Annotated in this window: 15 protein-coding genes; 4 read left to right on the top strand and 11 right to left on the bottom strand. The window is 69.7% G+C overall.

Translation table 11 applies throughout. The annotated features are described in order from the left end of the window. Positions 1-13: 13 nt before the first annotated feature. The gene (locus tag LX88_RS11165; RefSeq protein ID WP_258947722.1) at positions 14-1624 is read right to left on the bottom strand and encodes a DAK2 domain-containing protein; all 1611 of its coding nucleotides are present in this window, start codon (positions 1622-1624) and stop codon (positions 14-16) included. Between the two features lie 148 nt (positions 1625-1772). On the opposite strand from LX88_RS11165, the gene rpmB reads away from it, so the two are divergent. Then, positions 1773-1964, top strand: a complete 192-nt coding sequence (rpmB, locus tag LX88_RS11160; protein ID WP_258947721.1) for a 50S ribosomal protein L28 — start codon at positions 1773-1775, stop codon at positions 1962-1964. A 19-nt stretch (positions 1965-1983) separates the two neighbouring features. Here the strand turns inward: rpmB and LX88_RS11155 are convergent, their stop codons facing one another. From LX88_RS11155 to LX88_RS11135, 5 genes are read right to left on the bottom strand one after another with little or no spacing between them, the layout of a single operon-like run. Further along, positions 1984-3183: an MFS transporter gene (locus LX88_RS11155; RefSeq protein WP_258947720.1), complete on the bottom strand. Its 1200-nt coding sequence runs from the start codon at positions 3181-3183 to the stop codon at positions 1984-1986. Between the two features lie 43 nt (positions 3184-3226). Next, positions 3227-3901, bottom strand: a complete 675-nt coding sequence (locus LX88_RS11150) for a uracil-DNA glycosylase (protein ID WP_258947719.1) — start codon at positions 3899-3901, stop codon at positions 3227-3229. Positions 3902-3921: 20 nt separating this feature from the next. After that, on the bottom strand, positions 3922-4443 hold the full coding sequence (locus tag LX88_RS11145) for a gamma carbonic anhydrase family protein (protein ID WP_189153847.1): 522 nt from the start codon (positions 4441-4443) through the stop codon (positions 3922-3924). 10 nt (positions 4444-4453) lie between these two features. Further along, the gene (locus LX88_RS11140) at positions 4454-4909 is read right to left on the bottom strand and encodes a GNAT family N-acetyltransferase (protein ID WP_258947718.1); all 456 of its coding nucleotides are present in this window, start codon (positions 4907-4909) and stop codon (positions 4454-4456) included. Positions 4910-4920: 11 nt separating this feature from the next. Further along, complete coding sequence (locus LX88_RS11135) at positions 4921-5889, bottom strand: thiamine-phosphate kinase (protein WP_258947717.1); 969 nt, start codon at positions 5887-5889, stop codon at positions 4921-4923. A gap of 97 nt (positions 5890-5986) precedes the next feature. Between LX88_RS11135 and LX88_RS11130 the strand changes: the two genes are divergently transcribed. Then, the gene (locus LX88_RS11130) at positions 5987-6220 is read left to right on the top strand and encodes an Lrp/AsnC ligand binding domain-containing protein (RefSeq protein WP_090008449.1); all 234 of its coding nucleotides are present in this window, start codon (positions 5987-5989) and stop codon (positions 6218-6220) included. Between the two features lie 19 nt (positions 6221-6239). Then, complete coding sequence (locus tag LX88_RS11125) at positions 6240-6806, top strand: DUF3515 domain-containing protein (RefSeq protein ID WP_258947716.1); 567 nt, start codon at positions 6240-6242, stop codon at positions 6804-6806. Between the two features lie 158 nt (positions 6807-6964). On the opposite strand, the gene LX88_RS11120 is transcribed toward LX88_RS11125, so the two are convergent. Beyond that, positions 6965-8014: a D-alanine--D-alanine ligase family protein gene (locus tag LX88_RS11120; RefSeq protein WP_258947715.1), complete on the bottom strand. Its 1050-nt coding sequence runs from the start codon at positions 8012-8014 to the stop codon at positions 6965-6967. A 264-nt stretch (positions 8015-8278) separates the two neighbouring features. After that, complete coding sequence (gene pdxR / locus LX88_RS11115; RefSeq protein WP_258947714.1) at positions 8279-9649, bottom strand: MocR-like pyridoxine biosynthesis transcription factor PdxR; 1371 nt, start codon at positions 9647-9649, stop codon at positions 8279-8281. Between the two features lie 67 nt (positions 9650-9716). Between pdxR and LX88_RS11110 the strand changes: the two genes are divergently transcribed. Next, on the top strand, positions 9717-10361 hold the full coding sequence (locus LX88_RS11110) for a pyridoxamine 5'-phosphate oxidase family protein (RefSeq protein WP_258947713.1): 645 nt from the start codon (positions 9717-9719) through the stop codon (positions 10359-10361). Here the strand turns inward: LX88_RS11110 and LX88_RS11105 are convergent. The 3 genes from LX88_RS11105 to LX88_RS11095 form a co-directional block, all read right to left on the bottom strand. Next, complete coding sequence (locus LX88_RS11105) at positions 10342-10800, bottom strand: cysteine dioxygenase (RefSeq protein WP_258947712.1); 459 nt, start codon at positions 10798-10800, stop codon at positions 10342-10344. The two genes, LX88_RS11110 and LX88_RS11105, sit on opposite strands and share 20 nt — an antisense overlap. Positions 10801-10919: 119 nt before the next feature. Further along, the gene (locus LX88_RS11100) at positions 10920-11987 is read right to left on the bottom strand and encodes a cystathionine gamma-lyase (protein WP_258947711.1); all 1068 of its coding nucleotides are present in this window, start codon (positions 11985-11987) and stop codon (positions 10920-10922) included. Beyond that, positions 11984-12994 carry an NAD(P)H-dependent glycerol-3-phosphate dehydrogenase gene (locus LX88_RS11095; protein ID WP_258947710.1) on the bottom strand — a complete coding sequence of 337 codons (1011 nt, stop codon included), beginning with the start codon at positions 12992-12994 and terminating at the stop codon, positions 11984-11986. The genes LX88_RS11100 and LX88_RS11095 overlap by 4 nt, the downstream gene beginning before the upstream one ends. Positions 12995-12997: the final 3 nt, after the last annotated feature.

Below are 12997 nucleotides of genomic sequence, written 5' to 3'. Positions count from 1 at the left end.
GCGCCCTATTGAACTACTCGACACCGACAAAAATCACCGCGTCCGGCTGTCCACCCGGATACGCGGTCACCTCGACCTCCGGATGGGTGACCCGCACGTGGTCCTCCAGCACGCCGGCCAGGCCTTCCGGGACGTCCGCGCCCAGGATCACGGTCACCAGCTCGCCGCCGCCCGCCAGCATGCGGTCGACCAGCCGGCAGGACAGGTCCATCAACGACTCCGGTGTCGCCGGTCCCGGTTCGATCAGCACGACCTCGCCGTCGAGCATGCCCAGCAGGTCGCCCGGCTGGCAGCGGCCCACCCACGTCAGGGCCTCGTCGGCGGCGATCGCGAGTTCGCCGCGACGCGTGGCGGCGGCGGCCTCGGCCATGGCGACAACGTCATCACCAGCGCGTCGAGAAGAGTCGTGCACCGCCAACGCCGCGAGAGCCTGCACGGGCGAGAACGTCGGCACCACCACTACGTCCTGCCCCGCGGCCTGTGCGTACGCCACGGCCTCGTCCAAGGCCTCGCGGAGGTCCGGATCGCCCGGCAGCACCGCGACGTGACGCGCGCGCGTCGACACGATGGCCGACAACAGGTCCGTGGGCGTCGCGGAAGAAGAAGCCAGGTCGAACACCGTGGCACCCTCCGCCCGGAACAGGTCCACGGCACCACTCACCACCACCACGATGGCCCGGTCACGCACGAACCGTGAAGCCTGCGCGGCGATCTGATCAGCGAACCGCGCCACGGTGATGCGGTGCGGACGCCCCGCGCGCACACCCGCCTCGACGGCGGCTCCGATGTCGTTGCAGTGCACGTGCACGGTCCACAGCGAGACGCCGTCGCCCACCACCGACACGCAGTCGCCCAGGCCGTTCAACGTGGCGCGCAGCTCGGCGACCGACTCCTCCGAGGTGCCGTCGAGCAGGTACATGACCTCGTACTCGAACTCCGGCGACCCGCTCTCGCGCTCGGTCGTCAGCGACTCCGGTGTGCGCGGCAGCAAGGGCGCGTCCATCGGCGTTTCCACGGTTTGGCCGGTGATCACCGCAGCCAGTGTGTCCAACAACACAACGAGCCCTCGCCCGCCGGCGTCGACCACTCCCGCCTTGGCCAGCACGGCGAGCTGGCGGGGCGTGTCGGCCAGTGCGACGGCACCCGCGCGCGACGCCGCCATCACCACGTCGTCCAGTTCGTCCGACTCGCAGTCACGAGCGGCCTCGGACGCCGCGTGCAGCACCGACAGAACGGTGCCCGCGACCGGCTTGGACACGGCGGCGGTGGCCAGCTCGTCGGCCCGGTGCAGTCCGTTGCGCAGCGCGGTGCCGGTGACCAGCGACACCTCCTGCACGGTCTCCGCCAGCCCCCTGAGCACCTGGGACAGGATCACGCCGGAGTTCCCGCGAGCCCCGGCCAGCGCGCCGCGGGCGAGCGCCGACAACGCGTCCCCCACGGTCGACATGGGTGAGCGCAGCAGCGCGTCGAGCGCCGACTGCATCGTGTGCAGCAGGTTCGTGCCCGTGTCACCATCCGGGACGGGGAAGACGTTGATCTGGTCGATCGACTCCCGATTGGCGTCCAACGACCGCACGCAGGCGTCTGCCCATCTGCGCACCGCGACCGCATCCATGACCTGCATGGCGGCGAGAGTATCCACCCGGTTTGGTCGCGGGTGAGGCCACCGGCTACCCTGATTGGGTTGCCGTGCCCGGATGAGGCTTGTGCACGCTTGCGCGCCCACCGGGACGCGAGACTTACCGCTTGAGGAACCTGAAGGAGTGGCTGACGTGGCTGCCGTGTGCGACGTCTGTGCGAAGGGCCCGGGCTTCGGCCATTCGGTTTCGCACTCCCAGCGGAAGACGAACCGCCGCTGGAACCCGAACATCCAGTCTGTGCGCGCTAAGGTCTCGGCCTCGCAGCGCCAGCGGATCAACGTGTGCACGTCTTGCCTGAAGGCCGGCAAGGTCGTGCGCGGCTGATCACCGCCACAGATCGTTTTCAGTTCGAAGAGAGCCCGGCCACGGCCGGGCTCTCTTCGCGTTTCAGGGCACGACGCACGAACACCAGGCAGGCGACGCCGCTGAGCAACGCCCCGGTGCCACCGAGCGCGAACACCGCCCGAGGCCCCATCACCAGCAGCAACCCGCCCGCGGCAGCAGTCCCGAGCAGGTTCGCGCCGGTCACCATCGACCCGACCGCGGCGAAGGCCCGCCCGCGCATCTCCTCAGGAGTGCGCATTCGCACGATGGCGTTCATGCACACGTTGTCGACGCCGTTGGACACACCACCGATCAGCCAGCCGATGCCCGCCGCCACGACGACCGGGAACGTCGCCGGGATCAGCACGGCGATCCCGGTGGTGATGCCGGAGATCGCAAGGGCCTGAGCCACCTGCGAAACGCTCCTCAACCGCGCGGCCAGCCGGTTCCCGAAGAGGATGCCGACCATCCAGCACGCCTGCATCGCGCCCAGCATGAACTCGTCGCCGTGCAGCACGTACCGCACGAACGCGGGGTCGGCGACGTTGATCACCACGACCGCGCCGACGAAGAACGCCAGGCCGATGATCGCGGCGAACAGCACCGGATCACGCCGTACGTGCCGAATGCCCGCCAACGCGCTGGGACGCGCCGCGTGCTCGCCGGAAGGCCTGCGTTCCGCACGCACGAACGCCAGCAACACGGCGTAAACGAGGAACGTGGCGCCGTCGACGAGCAACGCGACGGGATGCCCGAAGAACCCGGCGAGCAACGCACCGAGGGTCACGCCGGCGAGACTGCCGAGGCTACGAGCGGTGCCGACCCACGCGTACCCGCGCGTCGCTTCTTCCTCGCCGGCGATGTGGGGCACCAGGGCAGAGGTCGCGGGCACCGTCACCGCACGACCGCACCCGGAGAGCAACACGAGTGCGATGACGAGCAGGGGCTGGCTCATGACGGGCGCGATGGCCGCGATCGCCACACCCTGCACGAGCAGAGCGGTGATCAGCAGCCTGCGGTTCGGCAGCTTGTCGACCAGCATTCCGGCGATCGGTGCGCCGAGCACGAAGGGCAGCAGCTCGGCGACCAGGATCGCGGCCACCAGCAACGGACTGATGGGCGTCGACCAGAACAGCAGGACGAGAACCGACAGGGAGCTGCCGAACTCGGACACGGCCGAGCCGGCAGCCAGGATTTTCAGATCTCGATTCCCCCGCATGTCCCGCGACGCTAGTGCCGCGGGACGTGCGGGGAAGAACCAATTACGGGAGCTTCCAGTCGATCGGCTCGGCGCCCTGCTTCTCGAGCAGTTCGTTGGCACGGCTGAAAGGCTTCGAGCCGAAGAACCCGGCGTGCGCGGAAAGCGGCGACGGGTGCGCGGACTCGATGGCGGGCAACGGCTCCAACAACGGGCGCAGGTTCCGTGCGTTGCGGCCCCACAGGATGGAGACCAGGGGTGCGTCACGAGCGGCGAGCGCCTTGATCGCCTGCTCCGTCACCTTCTCCCAGCCCTTGCCCTGGTGGGAGTTCGCCTTGCCGGGCTGCACGGTCAGCGCCCTGTTGAGCAGCAGGACACCGCGCTCGGACCACGGCGTCAGGTCGCCGTTGGACGGGATCGGGTGCCCCAGGTCCTCGGCGTACTCCTTGTAGATGTTGATGAGCGACTTGGGAATGGGCCGCACGTCGGGGGCCACGGAGAACGACAGGCCGACCGCGTGGCCGGGCGTCGGGTACGGGTCCTGACCGACGATCAGCACCTTCACCTGGTGGAACGGCTGCTGGAAAGCACGCAGCACGTTCTCGCCCGCCGGTAGGTAGGTGCGACCGGCGGCGACCTCCTCGCGCAGGAACTCACCCATGGCGGCGATCTGGTCAGCAACGGGGGCGAGAGCTTCAGCCCAACCGGCTTCGACAACTTCGTTGAGGGGACGAGCCACGGCTGTGAACCCTATCTCACTCAATCGAGCCGACGGAGCTTCTCCCGGTACAAAGCGATGTTCTGCACGTACTTCTCGACGATGAACGCCCAGGCCTGTTCCGGCACAACGTGTCCGGCGCGTTCGCGGGCGGGAACCCCCAGCACCATCGTGCGTTCGCGGACGTGGCCGTCGAACGAGACCACAGCGCCGGCGCCGACGATCGCGCCCTTCTCCACGATGGAACCGTTGAGCACCACCGAACCCGAGGCGATCAGGCAGTCGTCGGCGACGGTCGCGCCCTCGATGTGCACGTTGTGGCCGATGACGCACGACGATCCGATGTGCACCGGGTGGACCTCGGTGCAGTGGATGACCGTGCCGTCCTGGATCGACGTGCGCTCGTCCACGACGATGCGCCCGTAGTCGCCGCGCAGCACGGCCTGCGGCCAGACCGACGAGAACGCGCCGATGCGGACGTCGCCGATCACCGTCGCGTCCGGGTGCACGTACGCCTCCGGGTGGATCTGCGGCGTGTAGTCCCCCAGCGCATAGATGGCCATGCGCCCGAACCTACAACGACTTCCCGTAGCAGCGGCTCTCCGGGTGGTCCCGGTACACGCCGAAGTTGTCGATCCGCTCGTAGCCGGTGGCGAGGTACAGGCCGATCGCCTCCGGCTGGCGCACACCGGTCTCCAGCACCATCCGCCGATGTCCCGCGGCCCTCGCGGTGTCCTCCAGGTTCGTCAGGACCAGCCGGGAGAGGCCGCGGCCACGCAGCTCGTCGGCGACGTACATGCGCTTGATCTCGGCCGCGCCGTCGAGCTCCTGGTGCACCCGCCAGCCACCGCACGAGACGGGCACGCCGTCGAGGTAGCCGACCACGAAGTAGCCCAGGGGCGCGGCGAACTGCGCCGGATCGACCGGCGTGACGTCCTCGTCGCCGTAGCGTTCGACGAAGACCTGCTGGAGGTCGGCGATCAGCTTGACCGAGTCCGGATGGTCATACGCGCGCGTGAATAGTTCCACAGGAGTGAATTCTACGCCCGCCAGTGCTCCCAGCCAGGAGGTTTTTCGTAGTTCCTGCCGTCGACCGTGACACCTGCGCCCGCGCGGACCGTGCCGATGGTCGTCCAGTTCGGCGGAACCGCCTTGGGGCCGGGGAACGTCGCGGCGAGGGCGTGGTCCTCGCCTCCGGTCAGCGCCCAGTGCCGCGCGTCCCCGCCGAGCGCCGAGGCGACGTCGAGCAGGCGCGGGTGCAACGGCAGCAGTTCGGTGCGGATGTCGATCGCGACGCCGGACGCGTCCGCGATGTGGCTCAGGTCCTGCAGCAGTCCGTCCGAGACGTCGATCATCGACGTGGCACCGGCCTCGGCGGCCCTGGGTCCCTCCTCGTACGGCGGCTCCGGGGTGCGCTGGGCGTTCACGATGCCGACCGGGGAACGGAATCCGCGCCCGAGCACGGCGAGTCCCGCGGCGGCCCAGCCGAGCCTTCCGGTGACCGCCACGACGTCCCCGACGAGTGCGCCGGACCTCGTGATCGGCTCGAGCCCGTTCATGTCGCCCATGGCGGTGATCGAGATCACGAGTGTGGCGGAGCTGACCATGTCGCCTCCGACGATGCCCGCACCGGCCTTCGCCGCCTCGTCCCACAGCCCCGCCATGATCCCCTCGACGACCGCTGCGGGGGTGTTCGCGGGGCAGGCGAAACCGACGAGCAGCGCGGACGGCAACGCTCCCATCGCGACGACGTCGGCGAGGTTCACCGCGGCCGCTTTTCGGCCCACCTGCTCGGGACTGGACCAGTCGAGTCTGAAGTGGACACCCTCGACGAGCAGGTCCATCGAGGCCACGACCCGTCCGTCCGGGACGGCGACCACGGCCGCGTCGTCACCCGGACCGAGGATGGTCGTCTCCGGCTGCGCCCGACCGGTCGTCACCCTGTGGATGAGGTTGAACTCACCCACATCGGCGACCGTCTCCGCGTCGCGCGGCGGCTCCGGACGCAAAGTTGCCTCCCAATCTGAGCATTCGGAACCCCAACTGGGGTACGTTGCGTGACACGTTCCTACCTCGACCCAACCTGTCGCGACGAAGGGGCACGCCGTGGTGCATGCATACATCCTCATCCAGACCGAGGTCGGCAAGGCCGCCGCAGTCGCCTCCGAGATCTCCGGGATCACCGGGGTAGCCACCGCAGAAGACGTCACCGGTCCTTACGACGTCATCGTGCGCGCCGAAGCGGAGACCGTCGACCAGCTCGGCCAGCTCGTGGTCGCGCGCATCCAGAACGTCGAAGGCATCACCCGGACCCTGACCTGCCCGGTGGTGCATCTCTAGCCCGTGTTGTCATAACCGGGTGACTCAGCAGGAATCCACGTCGGCGCTGTCCCGGCCGCTGCTCGCGGCGGTCGGGCTCGCTGTGCTGCTCGCCATCGGTGTCGCCGGGCTCGGTCTAGTGCTGGGCACGGGAAACCAGTCGGAGGACGTACCCGGTCGCACGGGTCCGCTCGCGCTGGTCTCGATCGACGCTCCGTCGGCCGGCAGTCCGGAATGCGCTTCCCTGGTCGAGAAGCTGCCGGTGGGCCTGCCGTCCGGGAAGGACATGCTGTCCCGCCGGGAGATCGCCACGCCCGCTCCCCCCGCCACGGTGGCGTGGGGTGACGCCAAACACGATCCGGTGGTCCTGCGCTGCGGCCTGCCGAGGCCGGCCGAACTGTCCGCGACCTCGCAGCTGCGGGTGATCTCCGACGTGCAGTGGCTCGAGCTGCCCGGCTCGGACAGCTCCACCTGGGTGATCGTGGACCGCGGCGTGTACGTGGCACTGACGGTGCCCGCCGACGCGGGCACCGGACCGTTGCAGGACATCTCCACCACCGTGCGCGACCTCCTGCCGAAGCAGCCGGTCAAGACCGAGGCGCGGTGACCGTCGGCATTCGCCCCGTCTTTCGCCGCTCCGACGGGCGCATCGTGGTGCCGGCCCCGCGTCCTCATATCGGGCATATGGGGGCGCGGGGCCGGTGCCGCGAGGCGTCCTGCTGAGTGGTGAAAGACGCGGTGAAGGTCGGCGGTCACCGTGCCTGCCTAACGGAGGCCTGAACCGCGTGCGATCGCCGTCTCGATCAGCGTGGTCAGCAGCGTCGTGAAGTCGATGCCCGTCGCGTCCCACGCCTTGGGGTACATGGAGATCGGCGTGAAGCCGGGCATGGTGTTGAGCTCGTTGACGATCAGCTCGTTCTGCTCGGTGAGGAAGAAGTCCACCCTGGACAGACCCTGGCAGTCGAGCGCCTTGAACGCGGTGACGGCCAGCTCGCGCAGCTGCGCGGTGACGTCGTCGTCGAGCTTCGCCGGGATGTCGGCCTCGTAGGAGTCGTTGACGTACTTGGCCTCGAAGTCGTACCAGTCGGCGCCGTCACCGACCGGGCGCAGCTCGGCGGGCAGCGAGGCCTCGACGCGGCCGTCCGGGAACTCCAGCACCGCGAGCTCGATCTCGCGGGGGTTCACCACGGCGGCCTCGATGATGACCTTGGGGTCGTGCTGCCGCGCCTCGAAGATCGCGGCGTCCAGGTCGGCCCAGTCGCTCACCTTGGAGATGCCGACCGACGACCCCGCGCGCGACGGCTTCACGAACACCGGCAGGCCGAGGTGCTCGCGCTCGTCCAGCGTCAGCGTCGTGGCGGCGCGGTCGAGGGCGACGAACTTGCCGACGTTGATGCCCTCGGCCTGCAGGATCTTCTTGGCGAAGACCTTGTCCATGACGGCGGCGCTCGCGAACACACCGGGCCCCACGTAGGGAAGGCCACCGAGTTCGAGCAGGCCCTGGATCGTGCCGTCCTCACCCCACGCGCCGTGCAGCAACGGGAAGACGACGTCGACGTCCTTCAGCGCGTGACCGGGCTCGATCGCGACGACGGTCTGGTTGCGCAGCGTCGGGAGGTTGCCGGCGCCCGGCTCCAGCGCGCTCGGGTCCGTGCCGAGTGCCCACTGCCCCTGCGGTGTGATGCCGATCGGCACCACCTCGAACCGGTCCGCGTCCAGGTGCGGCAGGACGCTCTTGGCGGACTGGCAGGAGACCTCGTGCTCGGAGCTGCGGCCACCGAAGACCACGGCCACCCTTGTCTTGCGCTGCGTCATGCGGGCGACCCTACCCGTTTGGGCGATTGTGCCTACCCGCCAGTTGGCCTCGGCCGCGTGCTGGAGATCCAAGCGCTCGACCTGGACGACGACGCCGGACTCCGCGCCTACGCGGACGTGCGGATCGCGGCCCATCCGGGGTCGCCAGAGCGAACCGCCGCCGAGCCGGAAGTGGATCGTCGAGTCGTCGTGGAAGGCGCGGCCGGACTTCTAGACCTGGTCGGTGGCGTGAACGCGTTGCCGGCGATCGGCCCGCTCACGCTGTCAGCCGCTCCCTCTGAGCAACTCCGTCAGCACCGGCAGAGCGTTCACCAGCTGCTCCCGCGAGCAGGCGCTGTACCCGATGACGAGCCCCTGCAGCTTGGGCCGGTTCACGTAGTGCCGGGCCAGCCCGTCCACCCGCAGCCCGCGCTCGAGCGCCTGCCTCATCAACGAGCGTTCCTGCTCGGCGCTGGGCAGCAGCACCACGACGTGCGCGCCCGCGTCGTCGCCGAGGACCTCGATGCCGGCGTCGGCGAACGTGTCGATGATGAGTGCGCGCCGTTCGGACAGCTCTCGCCGGAGTTTGCGCAGGTGCCTGCCGAGGTCGCCCATCCGTGCCAGCTCGACGACGACTCGCTGGCCCGCTGCGGCCGGGCTGGTGCCGGTCAGGTCGCGGTGTTCGAGGACGGTCGTGGCGATGTGTTCGGGGGCGACCATCCAGCCCGCGCCCAGGGTCGGGGTGAGGATCTTGCTCGTGGTGCCGAGGTGGACGACGACGTCGGGGGCCAGTGCGGCCAGTGACGGCAGCGGCGCCACGTCGTACCTGAGTTCGCCGTCGTAGTCGTCCTCGATGACCAGCCAGCCGTCGCGCCTCGCCCGTTCCACCAGCGCGACCCTCCGTGCCGCCGACATGCGGCCGCCCAGCGGGTACTGGTGGGCGGGCGAGCAGTAGACGGCCTTCACGCCCGCCGGCACCGCGTCCGGGAGCAGGCCCTCGGCGTCTACGGCGGCCTGGACGACCTTCAGGCCGTTGGCTCGGAAGACGCCCACCGCCCGTTGGTAGCCGGGTTCCTCGACGGCCACGGCGTCGCCTCGCTTCAGCACCGCGACGGCGATCTCGGTGAGCACGGCGGTGGTGCCGCCGGTCGCGAGCACGGGGTCGGCGTTGACGGCCAGGCCGCGGTGGCGCAGCAGGTGTTCGGCGATGGCCTCGCGGTATTCGGGCAGGCCCGCGCGTTCGGGACGGGACAGCGGGGGCGCGTCCGCCGCAGCACGCCAGGCGCGGCGCCAGGCCGCCCGGTCGAGGCCGCCGGCCCAGGGTGCGCCGGTACCGAGGTCCACGAAGTCGGTGATGACGGGCGCGACCGGCTTGCGCGAACGTTTGCGCAGCGGGCCGGGCGGCGTCGTGGTGACGTAGGTGCCGGAGCCGTGCCGGCCGGCGATCCAGCCCTCCGCGTGCAGCTGTTCGTAGGCGGCGGCGGTGACCGTGCGGGACACTCCGAGCGAGTCGGCCAACGCGCGCGTGGACGGCAACCGGTCGCCCGCGCGCAGACGGCCCTCCGACGCGGCGGAACGCAATGCGTCGGCCAGTTGGACGGCGAGTGGTTCAGCGGACTCGCGGTCCAGTGCCACGGGAAGCGCGGTCTCAGCCAAAGTGGCCTTCTCAAATCGACGGAAAATGGCGCTTCAATAATGCCACTTCCGGCAGCACAGTGGAAACATGACCACTGACGTGCAGCTCTCCCCCACCCCGCGCAGCACCGTCGTCCGCGGCAAGAACCGAGCCGTCGAAGACCGTCAGGTGCTCTACGACATCCTCGACGCGGGCCTCGTGTGCCACCTCGCCGTGGAGGTCGACGGGGCGCCGTTCCTCATCCCCACCGCGTACGGACGGGACGGCAACCGCATCTTCCTGCACGGCTCGACGGGCTCACGGTCCATCAGGAGCATGCTGGAGGGCAAGCAGGTTTGCGTCTCCGTCACGCTCGTCGACGGAGTCGTCTACTCGCGGTCGGTGTTCCACCACTCGATGAACTACCGGTCCGCGATCGTCCACGGCACCGCGAAGATCGCCGAGGACACCGCACACGCCCTGCGCACGATCGTCGAGCACGTCACGCCGGGCAGCTGGGACTACGCGCGCGAACCGTCCAAGAAGGAGCTCGCGCAGACGGCCGCGCTGGAGATCGACCTGACCGAGGCGAGCGTCAAGGTGCGCGAGGGCGGGCCGGGCGAGGAGCCGTCGGACCTCGAAGCGAACCTCGTGTGGGCCGGGCACATGCCGCTCATCACGACGTGGGGAGCGCCCGTGCCGCACGAGACGGACAAGGCCATCCCGCCGCATGTCAGCGAACGGGGCCGTTGAGCGGGTCGTAGCGGTACGAGGTCATCGCGCGTGTGCCGTGGCGGTAGACGTGGATCGACACGGCCGGATCCACACCGTCGTTGCGCACCTGGTGCACGTAACCGGGCCCCCACACGCGCGACTGACCGGTGTGAAGCGAGTGCACGACCTGGATCTTCGTGGTCACGACCTCGGTCAACATGCCGCTGACGACGGTGAACGCACCAGAAGTGTGGTCGTGGTCGTGCAGTGACGCGGTCTGTCCGGGGAGCCAGCTCATCAGCCAGATCTCCTGGTCGTCGGTCTTGTCGACCAACGCCGAGAAGCGCTCCTCCGGGTCGTACCGGAGCAGGTGCTTCCAGCGGTCGCGGTCGGCAGACCACGACAGAGCCACCCGGACGGGGTGCAACAGAGCGGAGTTCTCAGACAGCACGACGCTGTTCTCAGGAACGGCGAACATCGGAGAAAGGGTCCTTACCAGGCGAATGCGCGAAAAGAGGACGCGGGACTATCGCCAGGTACAACAGCAACATGCGTTGAAGGACATGGAGCAGAGGGTCCCGGAACCGGGACCCTCCGTCAATCCAGTCCCAAAGCCTGGGACACGTCCGCGACTAGGTCGCGAGTGTCCTCACAGCCGGCCGAGAAGCGCACCAGGCCTTCCGGCACCGGGTCACCGAACTGCGCACGCCTGTCGGCCGTCGAGTGCAGGCCGCCGAACGACGTCGCCGCCGACACCAGCTCCGAGCGCTCCAGGAACCGGTTCACCGCCTCGGCCGACTCGAGCTCGAACGTCAGCACGCCGTTGAAGCGCCGCATCTGCTGCGCCGCCACGAGGAACGCGGGGTCGTCCGACGCTCCCGGCCACCGCAGGTTCGCCACGCGGCCCTTCAGCAACGCGTGGATCGCCGCCGCGTTCTCCGCCTGCCGCGCGAGCCGCAGGTCCAGGGTTCCGAGGCCGCGCAACGCGAGCCAGGTCTCGAACGGCCCGGGGATCGCGCCGTTCAACGTCCGCGCGTCGCGGATCCGGGCCGCCAGCTCGGCGTCCGCCAGCGTGACATGTCCGAAGAGGACATCGCTGTGCCCGGCGACCGCCTTGGTGTCCGAGGCGACCACGACGTCCGCGCCCAGTTCCAGCGGCCGCTGCCCGAGCGGCGTAGCGGTCGTGTTGTCCACGGCCAGCAACGCGCCGGCGGCGTGCGCCTGGTCCGCCAGCGCCGCGATGTCGCAGACGTCCAGACCGGGGTTCGACGGCGTCTCCAGCAACACCAGCCGCACGCCCTCGAACGACGGGTACGGCCCGGCTGTCGGCACCTCGACCACGTTCACGTCCATTTCGGACACGAACTTCCTGGTCAGGAAGTAGCCGTCCGACGGGACGACCAGGGTGTCGCCCGTCGACAGAACCGTCCGCAGCAACGTCGAGATCGCCGCCATCCCGGACGGGAAGACGACGCACTCGCCACCTTCGAGCGACCCCAGAGCTGTTTCGAGCGCGCGCCACGTCGGGTTGCTCGCGCGGCCGTAGTAGTCCTGGCCGCCCAGGTGGTACGCCGACGCGAACACCGGCTGCGCGCCGAACGGTTCGCCCGGCTCACCTGAGACCACGTGCACGACTCGCGTGCCGTCACCGAGTTCGGGGTTCACTGGCGCTCGTGCTTCCTGTCGCGGCCCAGCAACGCGGCACCGAGCTCACGCACGCTCAGCCCGTCGTGGCAGACCTGGTGGACGCCTTCGGTGATCGGCATGTCGACCCCGTTCGCGTGGGCGAGCTCGCGGATCGACGAGCAGGACTTCACGCCCTCGGCGACCTGCCCGTGCGCGGCTTCCTGCGCCTGCGCGAGGGTGTCACCGCGCCCGAGCCGTTCTCCGAAGGACCGGTTGCGCGACAACGGCGACGCGCACGTCGCCACCAGGTCGCCCAGTCCGGCGAGGCCCGCGAACGTCAGCGGGTCGGCGCCCAGCGCCGCGCCCAGCCGTGCCGTCTCGGCCAGGCCGCGGGTGATGATCGACGCCATCGTGTTGTCGCCGTAGCCCATGCCCGCCGCCATGCCGCACGCCAGCGCGATGACGTTCTTGCACGCCCCGCCCAGCTCGCAGCCGACCACGTCGGTGTTGGTGTACGGGCGGAAGTACGAGTTCGAGCACGCGTGCTGCAGGTCGACCGCCCGGTCGTGGTCCGTGCACGCGATGACGGTCGCGGTCGGCTGCTCGACGGCGATCTCCTTGGCCAGGTTGGGCCCGGACACCACGGCCACCTGCGACTCGTCGACGCCGGCGACCTCGCGGATCACCTCGCTCATCCGCTTCAGCGTGCCGAGCTCGACGCCCTTGGACAGCGACACCAGCGTCGCGTCCGGCGGCAGCAGTTCCTTCCACGCCGACAGGTTCACCCGCAACGTCTGCGACGGCACGGCCAGCACCACCGCGTCCGCACCGTCCAGCGCCTTCGCCGGGTCGGAGGTGGCCGTGAGGTTGGCCGGCAACGAGATGCCGGGCAGGTAGCCGGAGTTCACGCGGGTCTCGGTGACCTCGGAGGCGACCTCCTGACGCCGCGCCCACAGCACGACCTCGGGACCGGAGTCCGCGATGACCTTCGCGAACGCCGTGCCCCACGAACCGGAGCCGAGCACCGCAACACGTTCGATGGCCATGGT

Origin of the sequence: Lentzea californiensis, assembly GCF_024648825.1 — a bacterium.
Lineage (GTDB): Bacteria > Actinomycetota > Actinomycetes > Mycobacteriales > Pseudonocardiaceae > Lentzea > Lentzea californiensis.
This window is presented reverse-complemented; position numbering and strand designations above follow the sequence as displayed.

Coding starts and splice junctions, on each gene's coding strand:
- LX88_RS11105 (WP_258947712.1), bottom strand. CDS start 10,800: ATGTTCGCCGTTCCTGAGAACAGCGTCGTGCTGTCTGAGAACTCCGCT.
- LX88_RS11165 (WP_258947722.1), bottom strand. CDS start 1,624: ATGCAGGTCATGGATGCGGTCGCGGTGCGCAGATGGGCAGACGCCTGC.
- LX88_RS11110 (WP_258947713.1), top strand. CDS start 9,717: ATGACCACTGACGTGCAGCTCTCCCCCACCCCGCGCAGCACCGTCGTC.
- LX88_RS11095 (WP_258947710.1), bottom strand. CDS start 12,994: ATGGCCATCGAACGTGTTGCGGTGCTCGGCTCCGGTTCGTGGGGCACG.
- LX88_RS11155 (WP_258947720.1), bottom strand. CDS start 3,183: ATGCGGGGGAATCGAGATCTGAAAATCCTGGCTGCCGGCTCGGCCGTG.
- LX88_RS11145 (WP_189153847.1), bottom strand. CDS start 4,443: ATGGCCATCTATGCGCTGGGGGACTACACGCCGCAGATCCACCCGGAG.
- LX88_RS11120 (WP_258947715.1), bottom strand. CDS start 8,014: ATGACGCAGCGCAAGACAAGGGTGGCCGTGGTCTTCGGTGGCCGCAGC.